Source organism: Tardiphaga sp. 619_E2_N8_4, from assembly GCF_051810905.1.
Lineage (GTDB): Bacteria > Pseudomonadota > Alphaproteobacteria > Rhizobiales > Xanthobacteraceae > Tardiphaga > Tardiphaga robiniae.
Map to the genome: position 1 here is coordinate 1331416 of NZ_JBPWQJ010000001.1, position 14241 is coordinate 1345656.

19 protein-coding genes are annotated in these 14241 nt (G+C 58.5%); 17 read left to right on the forward strand and 2 right to left on the reverse strand.

Annotation, left to right across the window (positions count from 1 at the left end; all coding sequences use genetic code 11):
- Positions 1 to 15 precede the first annotated feature (15 nt).
- Positions 16 to 786 carry a flagellar basal-body rod protein FlgF gene (flgF, locus tag AB8A23_RS06345; RefSeq protein ID WP_093757679.1) on the reverse strand — a complete coding sequence of 257 codons (771 nt, stop codon included), beginning with the start codon at positions 784 to 786 and terminating at the stop codon, positions 16 to 18.
- Position 787: 1 nt separating this feature from the next.
- Complete coding sequence (locus tag AB8A23_RS06350) at positions 788 to 1570, reverse strand: DUF1217 domain-containing protein (protein ID WP_439060115.1); 783 nt, start codon at positions 1568 to 1570, stop codon at positions 788 to 790.
- A 154-nt stretch (positions 1571 to 1724) separates the two neighbouring features.
- Here AB8A23_RS06350 and motA point away from each other — a divergent pair, with 154 nt between their 5' ends.
- From motA to AB8A23_RS06435, 17 genes are all read left to right on the forward strand, one after another.
- The gene (gene motA / locus AB8A23_RS06355; protein ID WP_256461226.1) at positions 1725 to 2630 is read left to right on the forward strand and encodes a flagellar motor stator protein MotA; all 906 of its coding nucleotides are present in this window, start codon (positions 1725 to 1727) and stop codon (positions 2628 to 2630) included.
- A complete protein-coding gene (locus AB8A23_RS06360) occupies positions 2630 to 3565 on the forward strand; it encodes a FliM/FliN family flagellar motor switch protein (protein ID WP_089263426.1) in 936 nt (311 codons plus the stop codon). Before motA ends, AB8A23_RS06360 begins: the two co-directional genes overlap by 1 nt.
- Positions 3546 to 3830 (forward strand): hypothetical protein, encoded by a 285-nt coding sequence (locus AB8A23_RS06365; protein ID WP_093757678.1) that lies wholly within the window; start codon positions 3546 to 3548, stop codon positions 3828 to 3830. The genes AB8A23_RS06360 and AB8A23_RS06365 overlap by 20 nt, the downstream gene beginning before the upstream one ends.
- A gap of 33 nt (positions 3831 to 3863) precedes the next feature.
- Positions 3864 to 4262, forward strand: a complete 399-nt coding sequence (fliN, locus tag AB8A23_RS06370) for a flagellar motor switch protein FliN (RefSeq protein ID WP_175369216.1) — start codon at positions 3864 to 3866, stop codon at positions 4260 to 4262.
- A gap of 27 nt (positions 4263 to 4289) precedes the next feature.
- Positions 4290 to 5327, forward strand: coding sequence for a flagellar motor switch protein FliG (locus AB8A23_RS06375; protein WP_093757676.1), 1038 nt, complete (start codon positions 4290 to 4292; stop codon positions 5325 to 5327).
- 12 nt (positions 5328 to 5339) lie between these two features.
- The gene (gene flhB, locus AB8A23_RS06380; RefSeq protein ID WP_093757675.1) at positions 5340 to 6416 is read left to right on the forward strand and encodes a flagellar biosynthesis protein FlhB; all 1077 of its coding nucleotides are present in this window, start codon (positions 5340 to 5342) and stop codon (positions 6414 to 6416) included.
- Between the two features lie 93 nt (positions 6417 to 6509).
- Positions 6510 to 6887 (forward strand): flagellar basal body rod protein FlgB, encoded by a 378-nt coding sequence (gene flgB, locus AB8A23_RS06385; RefSeq protein ID WP_092141368.1) that lies wholly within the window; start codon positions 6510 to 6512, stop codon positions 6885 to 6887.
- An 11-nt stretch (positions 6888 to 6898) separates the two neighbouring features.
- Positions 6899 to 7315, forward strand: a complete 417-nt coding sequence (gene flgC / locus AB8A23_RS06390; protein WP_089263697.1) for a flagellar basal body rod protein FlgC — start codon at positions 6899 to 6901, stop codon at positions 7313 to 7315.
- A 2-nt stretch (positions 7316 to 7317) separates the two neighbouring features.
- On the forward strand, positions 7318 to 7638 hold the full coding sequence (locus AB8A23_RS06395) for a flagellar hook-basal body complex protein FliE (RefSeq protein WP_068729891.1): 321 nt from the start codon (positions 7318 to 7320) through the stop codon (positions 7636 to 7638).
- 9 nt (positions 7639 to 7647) lie between these two features.
- Positions 7648 to 8436: a flagellar basal-body rod protein FlgG gene (gene flgG / locus AB8A23_RS06400; protein WP_089263432.1), complete on the forward strand. Its 789-nt coding sequence runs from the start codon at positions 7648 to 7650 to the stop codon at positions 8434 to 8436.
- Between the two features lie 24 nt (positions 8437 to 8460).
- Positions 8461 to 8937: a flagellar basal body P-ring formation chaperone FlgA gene (flgA, locus tag AB8A23_RS06405; RefSeq protein WP_439060114.1), complete on the forward strand. Its 477-nt coding sequence runs from the start codon at positions 8461 to 8463 to the stop codon at positions 8935 to 8937.
- Positions 8937 to 10037: a flagellar basal body P-ring protein FlgI gene (flgI, locus tag AB8A23_RS06410; protein ID WP_439060565.1), complete on the forward strand. Its 1101-nt coding sequence runs from the start codon at positions 8937 to 8939 to the stop codon at positions 10035 to 10037. The genes flgA and flgI overlap by 1 nt, the downstream gene beginning before the upstream one ends.
- 65 nt (positions 10038 to 10102) lie before the next feature.
- On the forward strand, positions 10103 to 10759 hold the full coding sequence (locus AB8A23_RS06415) for a MotE family protein (protein ID WP_439060113.1): 657 nt from the start codon (positions 10103 to 10105) through the stop codon (positions 10757 to 10759).
- Between the two features lie 5 nt (positions 10760 to 10764).
- A complete protein-coding gene (gene flgH, locus AB8A23_RS06420; protein ID WP_320447673.1) occupies positions 10765 to 11460 on the forward strand; it encodes a flagellar basal body L-ring protein FlgH in 696 nt (231 codons plus the stop codon).
- Positions 11461 to 11472: 12 nt separating this feature from the next.
- Positions 11473 to 11958 (forward strand): flagellar basal body-associated FliL family protein, encoded by a 486-nt coding sequence (locus tag AB8A23_RS06425; RefSeq protein WP_439060112.1) that lies wholly within the window; start codon positions 11473 to 11475, stop codon positions 11956 to 11958.
- The gene (gene fliP / locus AB8A23_RS06430; protein WP_439060111.1) at positions 11955 to 12689 is read left to right on the forward strand and encodes a flagellar type III secretion system pore protein FliP; all 735 of its coding nucleotides are present in this window, start codon (positions 11955 to 11957) and stop codon (positions 12687 to 12689) included. Before AB8A23_RS06425 ends, fliP begins: the two co-directional genes overlap by 4 nt.
- A 222-nt stretch (positions 12690 to 12911) precedes the next feature.
- Positions 12912 to 14210, forward strand: a complete 1299-nt coding sequence (locus AB8A23_RS06435) for a flagellin N-terminal helical domain-containing protein (protein WP_439060110.1) — start codon at positions 12912 to 12914, stop codon at positions 14208 to 14210.
- The last annotated feature ends 31 nt before the right edge of the window (positions 14211 to 14241 follow it).

The window sequence follows — 14241 nt, forward strand, 5'->3', positions numbered from 1 at the left end:
CGGTCACATCAGGCATCAGGCTTTTGGATCGCCCAGCGTGCGAATGGCGTTCTGCATGGTACTTTCGGAATTGTCGATCAACGAGCTGACGCTCTGGAAGGTGCGCTGTGCGGTCATCATCTGCGTGAGTTCTGTCAGAGGATCGACATTCGATCCTTCGACGTAGCCCTGCTGGAAGCCGACCGTGACGAAGTCGAGCGCGGTGGTCGCCGGCTTGCTCGGAATCACGCCTGACGTTCCGAATCGTTCCAGCTTTGCGTCCGGAGCGATGTCAAACAGGCCAAGCTGACCGACCTGGATTCGGCCCTGCGAAATGGTGCCGTCGCGCACGATCGTCAGCGGGCCGGCGTCGGGATCGACGATGATCGGCGTGCCGCCTGAATCGAGGATTGGATAGCCGGTGAGGGTCTGAAGCTGCCCGTTGATGTCGATCTGCATGCGGCCATCGCGCGTATAGACGGTGCCGTTCGGCCCAGCAAACGCCATCCACGTCGTGTGGCCGGGATCGGGGCCGCCGGGGTACGCGGCCATGCTGTTCCCGGTGACCGCCACGTCCAGGGTATTGCCGGTCTGGGTAATAGCGCCTTCCTTGCGCGAGATGAAGTTTTCGCCGGGCGAGGAGAACGCGACCGCCTGCGTTGCTGCGCGCGACATTGCAGTCTCGAACTTCACCGCGTCGGCGCGGAACGCGGCGGTTTTCATATTGGCCATGTTGTTGGCAATGGTTTCGAGTCGCTTCTCAAGCGAGACTTGGGCCGAGAGGCTGACATAGAGCGCTGATTGCATTTTATCGTCCGATTTTCAGGTTCTGCAGGGTGGTCAGCACGTCCGTGCTGAGGCCCATTTCGAGCGGCTGCGTGATGAGGGTGCTTGAAGCCGATTGGGCGGTGGACGTTCCGTTCTCCATCTCCCACATCACCGAAAAACGCTGCAGGAACGTCTGCAGCTTTTCGGGGGTCTGGAAATCCGCGATGTCGACTTTCGCGCTGAGCATATTCGCCTGTTTGTCGACATCCGCCATCGAGGTCATCGGTGAAATGCCAAGCGCGATCTGGGCGACCTTGATCAACGCCGGATCAGCGAGAATCTGATAGATGCTGGTGATCTTGGGCGCCTTGCGCTCGAAGTAGAGTGCCAGACGAACGCCTTCATTTTGCGATCCAGCGTCTTCCTCGAGTTGCTGCCGGACGTATTTCTCGACGGTGCCGACCTGCGCGGCGGTCGTGCTCGTCGCCTGGTCACCCAGCTTGGCGAAGTCGAATGCGGTGGCGAATTCGCGGTAGCGGGCGTCGGAAAGCTGGTTGGCGAACGTGGTCGAGCTGGCGACGCCTTCCGTAAGAACCTTGCGCATGAACGCCTTGGCATAGGTCATGTCGCTCAACCCGTAAGCCTTCATGGCATAGCTGAACAATCGATAGTCGCCGATGAATTCGTCGATCGTCTTCACATCGCGGATGTGTGACAGGTAGTATTCCGTGTCCTTCGACACGTCCGGCTTCTCCATCGTCTGCTGCAACGATTTGACGATATTCTTGGAGATCAGCTGGTAGCTTGCGATTGTCGAGACCATCGGCAGTGGGTTCCCAGTCTGCGGGCGCATGCGGCGAGACTGGCCTCAAACTCCCCGCACAAGCTTGCGCGGGGCTGGCCGGCGCAGGCCGATGTCAGCCTCGTGCAAGCATCGTTGCCTAAGTGAATCGTATCCTCAATTTGGAGCGGTGCGCTTGAGCATTCTCTTTGGCGTCATTATCACACTCGCCAGTCTGATCGGCGGCTTCACCGCGATGGGCGGGCATCTCAGCGTGATATGGCAGCCCTGGGAGTTCGTCATCATCATGGGGATGTCGCTGGGCACCTATGTCATTGCGAATCCCTGGAAAACCGTGGTCGACACCGGCCGCGCCACCGTGCAGGCATTGACGGTCGCAGTGCCGAAGCAACGCCACTACCTCGATCTGCTCGGGCTTCTGCATTCTCTGATGCGCGAGGTACGAAACAAGGGTCGCAACGAGGTGGAAGCTCATATCGACGATCCATCATCGTCAGAAATATTCACCGCCTTCCCGACCGTTCTCGCCAATGAGCCGCTTCTGCACTTCATCTGCGACTATTTCCGCCTGATCATCATGGGCAGCGCGCGGCCGCATGAGATCGAAGCGCTGATGGACGAGGAAATCGAAACCATCATTCGCAGCAAGATGAAACCATATGGCTCGCTGATGATGGTAGCCGAAGGACTTCCGGCGCTCGGTATCGTCGCCGCGGTACTCGGCGTCATCAAGGCGATGGGCGCTCTCGACCAATCCCCGAAATTGCTCGGCGGCTTCATCGGCGCGGCTCTGGTCGGCACATTCGCCGGCATCTTCTTGTCCTACGGTCTTGTCGCGCCGCTGGCCCACAAGATCAAGCTGGTGCGCGAGCAGCGCGCGCGGATGTATGTAATCGTCAAGCAGTCACTGCTCGCCTTCATGAATGGGGCCCTGCCGCAGATCGCGATCGAACACGGCCGCAAGATGATTGGCCCCGGTGAACGCCCGTCGATTGATGTCGTCGAAAGCGAAACCATCTCCGGCGGTCCCGCGAAGGCGGCACCTGCTGAATCCTCGGCGAAAGCGGGAGCACGGGCCTGATGTCAGAAGTAAAGTCAGGCCGCGTAGATCAAGGATCAGATCAACTTTTAGGGGCTGCCGGAATTTCCGTCGAACGCATGCCGATGCTGCATGTGATTTTCGACCAGATGACGAATCTTTGTGCCGAAAGCCTGCGATCCATGTCGCCCTCGCAGTCGTATTTCTCGCTAAGCAGCGTGGGCAGCGATCGCCTCTCCGATATCCTCGATCGCTATGAGGGCGAAGCCATTGCCGCGGTGTTCTATGCGCAAGCATGGGATGCGCGCATCCTGATCGGTTTCGATCGCGATTTCGTCTACACCATGATCGAGCTCCTGTTCGGCGCCGATGGTGCGGAGCCGCCGCTGGATATGCCGCGGGTATTCTCGAATGTGGAGTTGCATGTCGCGCAATCGCTGTTCGAGCGCTTTGGCAAGGCGTTGCAGGCGTCATTCGACCGCGCTTCCGACGTGACGTTCAACCTGGAACGTGTCGAGACGCGCATGGACTATCTTGCGATCGGCCGCCTCAACAACATGGCCGTGTGTGCGAAGATCCTGCTGCAGGGTCTCGATCGCGGCGGCGAGATGTTCATCGTCATTCCGCACGCAGCGCTCAATCCGATCCGGCAGTCGCTGTCGCAGATCGTATCCGGTGAGTCGGCATCCACCGATCCGAACTGGAGCCGTCAGTTGCACAGCGAGATCAAACGGACTGAAGTCGTTCTGAAGGCGGTTCTCGAAGAGCGACAGTTTACTCTCGGTGAGGTCGCGAAATTTCACGTCGGCCAGGTGCTCAAGCTTAACGCCACGCCGGACACGATGGTTCGCCTCGAATGCAATGATCAACGCCTGTTCTGGTGCCAGCTCGGCCAAATGAATGGCGTCTATTCACTGCAGGTCAAGGAATCGGCCGACCAAAAACGGGAATTTATCGATGGTATCCTCGCTCGTTGACATCATCCTTTTTGCGGCTCTGCTCTTCACGAGCATTCGCGTTACCAAGATGCATCGTGAACTCGTGAAGTTGCGCGCACATCAGGGGGAGTTCACTGCGGTGGTCGGCAAGACCAATGAGACGGTGGACGACATGGTATTGATGGTACGCGAATTCAGTTCGGACGGACGGCAAATGGTTCAGGCGCTTGGCGACAAAATAGATGAGGCGCGCAAAGCTATCGCGGAAATCGATACTCGCACTGCGGCACAAAATCCGGCTTAGGCCAAGATCTGAGTTTTCAAGAAGGCAGGGGATATGAAGCAACCATTCGATATCGATCCAGTAAGCGCAGCGACCGCTACAGCTAGCGACCCGCTCAAGGCTGACGGCGCGTCGTTCGGCAAACTGGCAGATCTCGCGGCTCGCGCTGCCGAGGAAACCAGCCGGCTGACAAATCTTGAACCTATCCTGCGCATCCCGGTCACGGTGCAGGTGCTGCTCGGCTCAGCCACCATGCCGGTCGCGGATCTGATGAAGCTTGGCCGTGGCGCAGTGATTCCGCTCGATCACCGTGTGGGCGAGCCTGTCGAAGTCGTCGTCAACGGACGCATCGTTGCGCGCGGTGCGGTCGTGGTCGTGGAAGACGAAAATTCGCGTTTCGGTGTATCGCTGACGGAAATCGTCGGAGGAGCGGCAGGGGATCCGGACGCTTAAAGAGATTTTCCCAAAGAGATATTCCTAATGGCATTCAATGCACCTGCTAAGCGCGCCGGCACCAGCATCAAACCGCTGGGTGGTACCGAGAAAGCGGCAGCTCTTTTGCTGGCCATGGGGCGTGAGCTCTCGGGCGGCCTGCTTCGGGAGTTCGATCCCGAAGAGATCAAACTGGTCACGCGCGCTGCCGCTGAGCTCAAGCCCATCTCGGGGCCTGAGCTCGAGGCGATCATCGAGGAATTCGCTCAGAATTTCTCGGAAGGTCCGAATATCTTCGGCACTGTCGGTGAGCTGGAGAAGCTGCTCAACGGCGTGCTGCCGCCGGAACAGATTACTGACATCATTTCCGAAGTTCTGGGCAACAAGACCAAGTCAGTTTGGGAGCGTATCTCTCTCGTCTCGGAAAGCCTGCTCGCCAACTATCTTCTCAAGGAGCATCCGCAAACCGCTGCACTCATTCTCTCGCGGGTGAAGCCGGCATGTGCTGCCCGCGTGATGAGTCATCTTCCGCCGGATATCCGGCACGACCTGATGCGGCGCATGCTTAGCCTCAAGCCGGTTGTCGAGGATGCCATGGGCATTATCGAGAAAACGATGCACGAAGACTTCATGATCAACTTCGCTCGGAACCTGGCATCCGACACCTATCCGCGCATGGCTGACATCATCAACAAGATGGAGCGGACGCAGATGGAGGAATCGCTGAAAAACCTCACCGAATCGCGGCCGAAGTCGGCCGAGATTCTGAAGGGCATGCTGTTTACCTTCGACGACATCGTGAACCTGACCGCCAAGGCACGCATGCTGATCTTCGATCAGGTGCCGACGGACCGTGTGGTGATGGCGCTCAAGGGATCGGATACGACATTCCGCGAGCTCATTCTGTCGTCGCTCGCCTCACGCACCCGTCGTCTGGTGGATCACGAACTGGCAAACGGTATCCCCGCCAATCAGCGCGAGATCCTGGATGCCCGGCGCGCCATTACCGATCTTGCGCTCGATATGGCCGGACGCGGCGAAATTGAACTCAACCCCGATCAAGAAGATCAGCCGGTATTCACCTGAAGATAGAGCATTGTGTCTGACGAACCCGATAAGGACAGTAAAACCGAAGAGGCGACAGAGAAGAAGGTTCGTGATTCCGTCGAGAAGGGCCAAATCCCGGTCTCGCGCGAAGCGCCGATTTTCGCCTCTATGCTCGCACTGCTGATTATTCAAAGCTTTCTGACCACCGACAACGTCAGAAAACTGACATTCACTTTAGCCCGATTGATCGACGATCCGTCGGGCATCCGCATCCGTAATGGAACGGATGCTATTGAGTTGCTCACCGCGGTCGGTATGAGTGCGGCGGGACTGGTTATTCCGATTGTTATCGTCCTGATGCTGGCCGGGCTGGCGTCATCTTTCCTGCAGAACGCACCGCGAATTGTGTTCGATCGCATCCAGCCGGAAGCCTCGCGCATCTCAATAGCGAAAGGTTGGGGCAGAATCTTCGGCGCGCAGGGACGTGTGGAATTCGGAAAGTCGGTCTTCAAGTTCGTTGCTATCAGTCTGGTCGTGATGATCGTCCTGCGGGCTGAGGAGGCCGTGGCCGTGAATGCATTGTTTAGCGATCCGGCGGCCGTTCCGGAATTAGTGCTGACTACCGCGATGCGGCTCGTCTCCGCCATCAGCATTGCGACCATTGTCCTGGTATCGCTCGATCTCGTCTGGGCACGCTTCCATTGGCGCCGCGAACTGCGCATGACGAAGCAGGAGATCAAAGACGAGTTCAAGCAGGCTGAAGGCGATCCGATCGTCAAATCACGGTTGCGTTCGTTGGCACGCGATCGCGCTCGCAAGTCGATGTTGGCGGCCGTTCCGCGCGCCACGCTGGTGATCGCGAACCCCACGCATTACGCGATTGCGCTGAAGTACAAGCAGGGCGAAGACGCTGCGCCGACGGTGCTTGCAAAGGGGCAGGACCTGATCGCGCTGAAGATCAGGGAAATCGCAGAGAAGAATGGTGTTCCGGTGGTGGAAGACAAGATGCTGGCGCGCTCGATGTATGATGTCGCATACATCGACAAGATGATTCCGTCGGAGTTTTTCCGCCCTGTCGCGGAAATCATCTACTTCCTGCATTCGCGAAAGCAGAAGACGAACGCGTAAGCGCTCCGCGCATGTCGTGATGCGCATCTCCAGCCTCGGACAAGTTTCCATTTGTAAACCATGATCAAGGAATCATGTTTGCCTGGGGGATAAGTGGGACCCGTCTATCTCTTCGATGTTGCCTCATCGCATGAGCGATGGCTGTCGCTGCGGCAGTCCGCAATCTCGGCGAATGTCGCCAATGCGAACACGCCGGGCTATCGCGCGCAGGACATCGAGCCGTTCAACAAGATTATTGAATCGAAGGTCGTGCCCGTGACGGTGACGTCACCGGCGCATATCACGACCGGTTCTTCAGTTGAGGCCCAGGGCATGCGCAAGGAGAAGAGCTGGGAAACCGTGCACTCCGGCAACTCTGTCAGCCTTGAGCAGGAGATGCTGAAGGCTGGCGATATCAATCGCGACTATTCACTGAATACGGCGATCGTCAAATCGTTTCATCGCATGTTCATGACAAGCATGAAGACCTGAGGGAAATGACGATGATTGATCCGTTACAAGCATCTGTTCAGATCGCAAGTTCCGGCCTCGAAGCGCAGTCGACCCGCTTGCGTGTCGTGTCGGAGAACCTTGCTAACGCCAATTCAACCGGCCGCACGCCAGGCTCGGATCCGTATCGCCGCAAGACCACGACCTTCACAGCCGAGATGGACCGTGCCGCTGGTGTGCGCATGGTCAAGGTGAAGGATGTCGGAACCGATCAGGCGCCGTTCCGCGTGGACTATGAGCCAGGCCACCCGGCTGCCGATCCAACCGGTTACGTGAAGCTGCCCAATGTGAACTCGTTGATTGAAATGGGCGACATGCGGGAAACCAACCGGTCCTTCGAGGCCAACCTACAGGTCATCAAACAAGTGAGATCCATGGTGTCGATGACCATCGATCTCTTGAGGAGCTAACCATGCTTGAAGCGGTATCCTCAGTCATCAGCAGTGCTGGTGAGCTCGCCAAAACCAGCGAAGTCATCAATTCCGCGACACCCGCGGTGCAACCCGGTGCGGCCACCGTCGGTTTCAACAACGTCCTCGAACAGGTCGCAGCCGATGCCATCGGTTCGATCAAGGCCGGCGAAGCCGCGTCAATCCAGTCCATCCACGGCAAGCTCTCGGCACAGAAGGTGGTTGAGGCGGTCATGTCTGCCGAACGGTCATTGCAGATGGCTGTCGCCGTCCGCGACAAGGTCGTTCAGGCGTATCAAGAAGTCAGCCGAATGGCGATTTGAGGTTTAATCATGAGAGCTCTGGCCATTGCTGCCACCGGTATGGGCGCGCAGCAGCTTAATGTCGAAGTGATCGCGAATAATATCGCGAATATCAATACGACCTCGTACAAGCGATCCCGCGCGGAATTCACCGATCTGTTCTATCAGATCGACCGCGCGCAGGGCGTTCCCAACCGAAGCGGTGAGGGCGCAGTACCTGAAGGCGCAAAGCTCGGTCTCGGCGTGCGTTCGGCTGCCGTGCGCAAGCTGCATCTGCAGGGCGCCATGGCGCAGACTGGCAACACTTATGACATGGCCATTAATGGCCGCGGCTGGTTCCAGATCGCCGGTCCGAATGGTGAGACGCTCTACACACGCGCCGGTGCATTCAACCTGAATGAAAACCGCCAGCTGGTGACGCCGGACGGCTATCTGGTGACGCCTGCGATCATCGTCCCGCAGAATGCCGTGGATGTCACTGTCAACGAGTCCGGCCAGGTCTTCGCGAAGGTCGACGGGACCGTTGCGCCTGTTCAGCTCGGGCAACTCTCGCTCGCGAACTTCTCCAATGAAGCCGGTCTGGACCCACTCGGCGGAAATCTCTATCGCGAGACGGTTTCATCCGGCGTGCCCGTTGTGGGCTTCGCAGGCGACATTGGCTACGGCAAGCTGCATCAACACTATCTCGAGAGTTCGAACGTCGATCCGGTGAAGGAAATCACCGAGCTGATATCGGCGCAGCGTTCTTATGAAATGAATTCAAAAGTCATCCAGGCGGCTGACGAGATGGCATCGACCATCTCGAAGGGCATGCGGTAATCCACAGAACGGGATCTCGGCCTGATGCGCGCAGTTACCATCGTTACCCGCTGGGTCGTGAGCCTCGTGCTCGCGGCCGGCATCACAGGCGTCGCAAATGCTGCGGAAGATGCCGTCCGTTATCCCGTGCCGGCCACAACGATCTATCCCGGGGATGTCATCAGGGATGAAATGATCATGGACCGCAACTTTGCGCCCAATATTCAGGGCGCAAGCGCGTTCATCAACGACCGTGCGTCCCTCGTTGGCCGCATTGCGCGTCGTACACTGTTGGCGGGGCACCTGATTCCGATCAACGGTCTCGAAGATCTGAAGGCCGTCACCCGCGGCGCGGTGGTGAAAGTGCTCGTCGAGGATGATGGGCTCATTATCGTCACCTATGCAACATCCCTGCAGTCGGGCAGTGCCGGCATGATGGTGCAGCTTCGCAACCTCGATACCGGCGTCACCATCCGGGGCATCGTCCAGCAGGACGGATCAGTACGGATTCAGAACGGATGATGCTGCGTCTCCTTTGCAGTCTCCTGCTTTCGCTTTCGCTTTCGACAGCAGATGCCGCTGTGCGCGTGAAGGACATCGCCAATCTCAAGGGCGTACGCGAGAACCAAATCCTCGGCTATGGCCTTGTGATCGGCCTTAAGGGCACCGGTGACACGTTGCGCAATGCGCCGTTCACCGAACAGTCGTTGCAATCGATGCTCGACAATATGGGCATCAATATCCGTGGCACGTCATTGCGCACGCGCAACGTGGCCGCCGTCGTTGTGACGGCCGACCTGCCGCCGTTTGTCGCGGGTGGTTCGCGAATCGACGTCGCGATCTCGTCATTGGGCGACGCATCATCCCTGCTTGGTGGAACGCTGGTGATGACGCAGTTACGCGGCGCCGATGGCGAAACCTATGCTGTCGCGCAAGGTGCTATTGCTGTAGGCGGTTACAACGTCGAAGGCGCTGCACAAACGCTTAGCCAGGGTGTGGCCACAGCTGGCCGTATCCCAAATGGCGCGCTGATCGAACGAGAGGTTAAGGGCCGCTTCAGCGAGATGGAATCGCTCATCCTTGAGTTAAAAAACCCGGATTTCGTCACCGCAACGCGCATCATGGATGCGATCAACGCGCATGGCAGTGGCCGTTACCAAAAGGCCGTAGCCTTCGAACGGGATTATCGTACTATCGTACTGTCCCGACCGCGTGGCACCTCGCCGGTGCGCTTTATCGCCGAGATCGAGGAACTGCTGGTCGAGCCGGATACGCCGGCACGGGTCGTGGTCGACGAACGCACAGGAACAGTGGTCATCGGCCGGAACGTGCAGATTTCGACAGTGGCGGTCACCCATGGAAATCTGTCGGTGCGAATCACCGAGGCGCCGATCGTGTCGCAACCGTCGCCGTTTGCGCGGCGCGGCGAGACCGTGGTGGTGCCGCAGACCTTCATCGAAGCCAATGAGCCCGGCGCCAAAATCGCCATTCTGCGTGGCGCAGACTTGCAGCGTCTGGTGCGTGGTCTCAATCAGATCGGCCTGAAACCGCAGGGAATCATCGCGATCTTGCAGGCGATCAAGGCGGCCGGCGCACTGCAAGCGGAACTCGTCATCCAGTAAGCCCGGGTCAGCGTCACGCAAGCCAAAGCGTGCAACGCTCGCTCAGCTGAATCACGAGAACACGAATGGCGCGCGTCGCAAATCGATCGATCAAGTTCCTCATGGTGGTCGGTACGGTGCTGTCCACACAGGCATCGGCCGAACCCGAGCAGAAGCTCTCAAAGCCGCTGAACCTCGGTGAATTTGCAAAGACGCCGCAAGTCGCGCGCCCCCGCCCGGCTGCCAACAAGCAGGACCCGGTGGTGCGTCCGCCTGCCGATTCGGTGCTGACCACGGGCGCAATCGACAAAAAGGATAGCGCAGCCGCGAACTCCCAGGAATCCGACGTCGCGCGCTTTTGCAGCAACATCGCAGATCAGGCGCTCGATGCCCGTGTGGCGTGGCAGCAGAAAGAGCTGGAAGCGACGGAATCCAAGCTGAAGCTACGCATTGCCGAACTTGAGGCCAAGCGAGCCGAATATGAGGAATGGCTGAAGCTGCGCGAAGAATTTCTCAAGAAGGCGGAAGACAGCGTCGTTGAAATCTATTCGCGCATGAACCCCGAAGCTGCGGCGCAGCAGATCGCCAGCATGGCCGACGATACGGCAGCTGCCGTACTTGCCAAGCTGAGGGTCCGCGTCGCCAGCGCGATCCTCAATGAAATGGAGCCGGCACGTGGCGCGCACCTCGCCGACACGCTTGCCGGGATGCGTCGCACCGACGACGGGAAAGCCAAGAAATGATGTGGTTGAGAGTGATTCTGATTCCGGTCGCACTGTCGTGCCTGACCGGTTGCGCCAGTAATCTCGCCGAGGTTGGCCAGGCGCCCTACATGTCGCCGATCGGCAACGGTATGCAGGTTGATGCGCGCGCAATTCCGATCGAGAGACGAGCCTATCGTAGCGCGGGCCCTCACTCGATCTGGAATGACCGTAAGGATCTTTATCGCGATTCGCGGGCGACGCGGGTCGGAGATATTCTGACCGTGAATATTCTGATGAACGACAAGGCGATCCTCGACAACAAGACGGATCGGTCGCGCGACTCGCAGATCAAGGTTGAGTCCGATTACTCGGCCAATATCGCCAAATGGCTTTCTGCCGGAAACTTCGACACTAACGTCAAGTCCCAGTCATCGAACAAGGGCGCTGGCAAGATCGACCGGAACGAAGAAGTGCGTTTCTCGGTAGCTGCCGTCGTTGTCGACGTGTTGCCGAACGGAAATCTCCTGGTTAGCGGCTCGCAGGAGATGCGCGTCAATTACGAAATGCGCATCGTCAATGTCGGCGGCATCGTGCGTCCGATCGATATCAGCCGCAACAACACCATCGCCTATGAGAAGATCGCCGAAGCCCGCATTTCGTATGGCGGGCGCGGCCGGTCCATGGAAGTGCAGCAGCCGAACTGGGGTCAGCAGGTCTACGACCAGGTCGCGCCGTTCTGATGGGAATCGATCATGGCCGATAACACAGCGAATGAAGGCCAGCGCCCCGGGGTCATGCAGTGGCTTGGAGCCCTGCTGCTCGTCACCGCGCTCTCGGTCGGGGCAGGAGCGCTGGCAAGTCTGCATTTGATGTCGACTTTCCAGCGCATCAGCGAAAGCCAGAAGGAAGTCCCGGAGAAGCCGATCTCGTCGGCCTTCAATGCCAATGATCGCCTGCGCAAGATCACGCCGGTCGTGACCAATCTGGCGGCGCCACCAAATGCCTGGATTCGCATGGAGGCATCGATCGTGACCGATAAATTGACCGAGGAGGAGGCGAGTATCGTTGTCGCCCGCATCGGCGAGGATGTTGCAGCCTATCTGCGCACGCTCACTCCCGCGCAGATCGAGGGTGCCCGCGGTCTGCAGTATCTACGCGAAGACTTGAATGAGCGCGCGCTTACGCGTTCGAGCGGCAGGGTCCGTGAGTTGATCATCGAGACGCTGGTGGTGCAATGAAGCGTATCATTCCGATCCTGCTCCTTGTGCTTCTGCCGACGGCAGCAGTAGCGCAGGTTCCGGATCTATCGACCTTGCTTCCGCATGGCGAGGGTAGTGCCAGCGGGCGAATCATTCAGATGGTCGCACTGCTGACAGTGCTGTCGCTGGCGCCGGGCTTGCTCATCATGGTGACGAGCTTCACGCGATTCGTCGTCGCACTCTCATTCCTGCGCACAGGGCTCGGTCTGCAGACTACGCCGGCGAACATCGTGATGATCAGCCTCGCGCTGTTTCTCACATTCTATGTGATGGCGCCGACTTTCGATCGCGCGTGGGTGAACGGCCTTCAGCCCCTGATGAAGAATGAGATCACCGAACAGGAAGCCTATTCGCGGGTTACGGATCCGTTCCGGGATTTTATGTTGCAGCACGTACGTGAAAAGGATCTGCAGACCTTCGAGAACCTCGCAGCCGAGAGTATGAAGGTCAAACTCGACGGTCAGCGGGTCGATCTGCGAATCATCATCCCGGCTTTCATGGTGTCGGAGCTTCGCCGTGCATTCGAGATCGGCTTTCTTGTCGTCATGCCGTTCCTGGTGATCGACATGATCGTTGCAACACTAACGATGTCGATGGGCATGATGATGATGCCGCCCACGGTATTCGCGCTACCGTTCAAGGTACTATTCTTCGTATTGATCGACGGCTGGAATTTGCTCGCAGTTGGTCTTGTGAAGTCGTTTCTCTAGATCATTTGATTCATCACAAGGTAAGTGACGAATCAAATGATCGCTGTTAACTATACGAGCCGCCGCTCCCTTCAGCTTTGGGTAAGGTTTGGCGGCTAGCTTGCAATTCACGACAGGTTGGGTCGATCAGATATCGACATTCCAAAGGCATGATGCCGCCCTCTCGTACCGGTGAAAGTCCGGTATGTCCCCAGCAAATCAATCAAATTAAAGGGACATACGATGTCTAGCTTGATGACCAACTCCCAGGCCATGACCGCGCTGCAGACTCTGCGCTCGGTCGATGCCAACCTCTCCACCACGATGAACCGCATCTCGACCGGCTATCGCGTGGCGACCGCGTCGGACAACGCCGCTTACTGGTCGATCGCTACCACGATGCGTTCGGACGTTCAGGCTCTGGGCGCCGTGCAGGACGCTCTCGGTCTCGGCGCTGCGACCATCGACACGATGTATACCGGCCTCGAAGGCACGGTCGACGTCGTCTCGTCGATCAAGGAAAAACTGGTTGCTGCCCGTACCCCGGGTGTTGACCGCGCCAAGATCCAGAGCGAAATCACCGAACTCCAGAAGCAGCTGAAGAACACTGCCGACTCGGCCGTGTTCAACGGTGAAAACTGGATCTCGGTCGACTCACAGGACCCCACCTACAACTCGACCAAGTCGGTCGTGTCGTCCTTCTCCCGCGCCGGCGGTGTCGTTTCGGTGGACACGCTCACCATCGACCTCGACGCCATCAAGCTCTACGATACGACGCTGGACGCCGCCTACATCACGGCTCACGCTGCCGCCACGACGTCGACCCTCGTTTTTGATCCGGCCACTGTCGGTGCGGCTGGCCCGCCCGCGACGACCACGGGCACGATCGCTTTCGCGGTCACGCCTCTTGGTGGAGCTGTTACGACGACCACGATCAACGTGTCGCAGACTTCCACGATTCAGGACGTCGCCAAAGCACTTAACGGTTTGGGCATCCAGGGCCTCACTGTTGGTGTTAATGCCGATGGCAAGACGCTTGAGATCAAGAACGCCAGCACGACCTCGATCGCCACCACAAGCACCAATGGTGGCGCGACCGGCGGTACCGTTGCGTTACAGCCAGCGGCTACCGCCAATGTGGCGACCCAAAAAGGCGTTCTCGACCAGACCTACGACGTCTACAAGAATGGTGGCTGGACTACCTTCAGCGTCGCTAATCTGGACATCTCGAAGTTCACCGATAGCGCCTCCGATCTGACTGCGCTCGAGACTTACATCTCTGGTACAGACAAAGCGCTGAGCAAGATCACCGATGCCGCCACCAATCTCGGCGCCATCAAGAACCGCATTGGTCTGCAGCAGGACTTCGTGAAGACTCTGACCGACTCGCTCGATCGCGGTATCGGCCAGCTCGTCGACGCAGACATGAACGCCGAATCGACCCGCCTCCAGGCCTTGCAGACGCAGCAGCAGCTGGGCATCCAGGCGCTGTCGATCGCCAACGCCGGCAGCCAGAGCATCCTGTCGCTGTTCCGCGGCTAATCGCTCTCGCATCGTGAATGGGAATGGCCGC